This is a genomic window from Bradyrhizobium sp., from assembly GCF_049691595.1.
GTDB lineage: Bacteria > Pseudomonadota > Alphaproteobacteria > Rhizobiales > Xanthobacteraceae > Bradyrhizobium.
This window is the reverse complement of record NZ_JBAVNZ010000386.1, coordinates 1-2429: the sequence shown is the minus strand read 5'-3', so window position 1 is coordinate 2429 and position 2429 is coordinate 1. Positions and strand designations below refer to the sequence as shown.

Annotated in this window: 3 protein-coding genes; 1 reads left to right on the top strand and 2 read right to left on the bottom strand. The window is 61.4% G+C overall.

Going from position 1 to position 2429, the window contains the following annotated elements:
- On the top strand, positions 1-278 hold a 278-nt coding region (locus WCE35_RS16710; RefSeq protein WP_424594439.1), incomplete at its 5' end, for an NfeD family protein.
- A gap of 175 nt (positions 279-453) precedes the next feature.
- Here the strand turns inward: WCE35_RS16710 and WCE35_RS16705 are convergent.
- Positions 454-1402, bottom strand: a protein-coding gene (locus WCE35_RS16705; RefSeq protein ID WP_424594438.1) for an IS630 family transposase whose coding sequence is annotated in 2 segments (ribosomal slippage) — positions 454-1059 and positions 1061-1402 — 948 coding nt in all. Because the reading frame shifts where the segments join, the coding sequence is not laid out codon by codon here.
- 204 nt (positions 1403-1606) lie between these two features.
- The coding region (locus WCE35_RS16700; RefSeq protein WP_424594437.1) for a KpsF/GutQ family sugar-phosphate isomerase at positions 1607-2429 on the bottom strand (823 nt) is incomplete at its 5' end.

The window sequence follows — 2429 nt, the reverse complement described above, 5'->3', positions numbered from 1 at the left end:
TGTTTGCTCTGGTCTCGGTGTTGACCGTATTCGGGGTGCGCCGCTATGCGCGCCCTGAGCTTTCCAAGTCTGACGAGCCGGCACTCAACGTGCGCGGCGCTCAGTATATCGGCCGCAAGGTTCTCGTCGAAGAAGCGATCAAAAATGGCCGCGGCAAGGTGCGCGTCGGCGATACCATTTGGGCTGCCGAAGGCGAGGACGCAGCCAGAGGCGCCGAGGTCGAGGTGACCGGCGTCAACGGCACGGTGCTGGTTGTGACGGGTATGGATCAGGACTAGTGTCCCGATTCCGAAGTTCGCCGGTATTAGCGGCCCCGGCATCGCGAACTTGGGAATCGATAAGGACACTAGAAATCATCAACGATTCTAGTGTGATTCAGATCGAGACGTTCGCTCCCGAACGCGCATCTAAATCCGGCGAACTTCTCGATCATCACACTAGCGCAGATTCCGATCATACGGCACCATATCCTGCGGCGGCGAAGAAGTTGCGGCAGTCTTGGGCGGTGAGCCTTGGTAAGGCTTCGGCAATGGCGGCCGAGAGGTCTTCGATGGTCCGAGCGGCGGCCTTCTTCAGCAGAGCCTTGAACTTGGAGAAGGCCATCTCGATCGGATTGAGATCGGGCGAGTAGGGCGGCAGGTAGCGCAGACTGGCACCCGCGGCCTCGATCGCCGCACGAACGGCATCCGGTTTGTGAGCGGGCAGGTTGTCCATGACGACGATGTCGCCCGCCTTGAGAGTGGGAGCGAGCATTTGCTCGACCCATGCCAGGAATGCCGGCCCGTCCATTGGACCATCGAGCACCATCGGCGCCGTCATGCCGTCGAGTCGCAGACCTCCGACGAATGTCGTCGTCTTCCAATGGCCGTGCGGGATCGCGGCCAGGCAGCGGCTACCCCGCAATGATCGCCCGCGAAGCCGGGTCATTTTAGTCGAAGCACCCGTCTCGTCGATGAAGACGAGGCGTTGCAGATCAAGCCCGGGTTGGGCGGCGCGCCAGTTTTCGCGTTGCGCCGCTACGTCCGGACGCTCCTGCTCGCTGGCGTGCGCGGTTTTTTTTGAACGTCTGCGCATGGCGATCGAGGAACCGCCAGATCGTGCTCGGCGCAAACCGCTCTCCATGCACCTGTTCCAGGTGCGCGGCGATCTCCACCAGCGTGATATCGATCCGCTTGGCAATCAGCCCGAGGATTTCATCGGCATGGCCTTCGATCCGTTCCGATCGCTTGTCGCCACCTTGCGGGCGCGGGGCGGCGGTGCCCGTGTCGCGCCATCGGCGTACCAGCTTGACTGCCGTAGACGCCGCAACCCCGAACCGCGCCGCGGCGGCCCGGCACGTCGCCCCCTGCCCGACAGCTTCAATCAGACGCTTACGAAGATCATGGGACAGAGGTCTTGTCATGCGGACTGGCCTCCTCCGCCAGTCCACAGCATGAATCACTGTTCGCGACGTTTGGGAATCCCCAATGATTCCGTCAGATGGGAAAATGCTCTAGATCGTGGTTGCTCTTCTTCGAATTGCAAACTCGATCAAGCTTTCTGTTTTTGAGCGGTTTTTCACGGGCCGAACCGCTTCACACTTCGCCAAAACCACTCTAGATCGCGCTCAAGCGATGCCCGCGCGCAGGAGGTCGTGCACGTGGATGATCCCGACAGGCTTGCCGTTTTCGACGACGAACAGCGATGTGATCCGCGAGGAATTGAGCATCTCGAGCGCGGCCGAGGCCAGCATCTGAGGGGCAATCGTTTTCGGGTTGCGTGTCATGATGACGCCAACGCTGGCTTTGAGCAGCGCGGGTCCCATGTGGCGGCGCAAATCGCCGTCGGTCACGACGCCGGTCAAGCGCCCCTTTTTGTCGATAATCCCAAGGCAGCCGAAACTTTTGGCCGTCATGGTCACAATGGCCTTGGCCATCGGTTCGCTCTCGTGCGCCAGCGGGAGTTCGGCACCTTTGTGCATCACGTCGCCGACGTGCTTGAGGTTGGCGCCGAGCGATCCACCGGGATGAAAAATCTTGAAATCGTGCGCGGTAAAGCCCTTGGCTTCCAGCAGCGCGATCGCCAAGCAGTCGCCGAGCGCGAGCTGCATCGTCGTCGAGGTTGTGGGCGCCAGGCCGTGTGGGCAAGCCTCCTTGGCGCGCGGCAACTGCAACACGACATCCGATTGGCTGCCGAGCGCGGAATCGGCGCGCGATGTGATCGAGACGAGCGGTACGGCAAAGCGGCGCGAGAACGTGATGATGGGCTTCAGTTCAACCGTCTCGCCAGACCACGACAGGGCGAGAATGAGATCCTCGCGCGTGATCATGCCTAGATCGCCGTGCGACGCTTCACTAGGATGAACGAAAAAGGCGGGTGTGCCGGTGGAGGCAAAGGTGGCGGCGATCTTCTGGCCGACGTGTCCGCTTTTACCGATGCCCGTGACGATG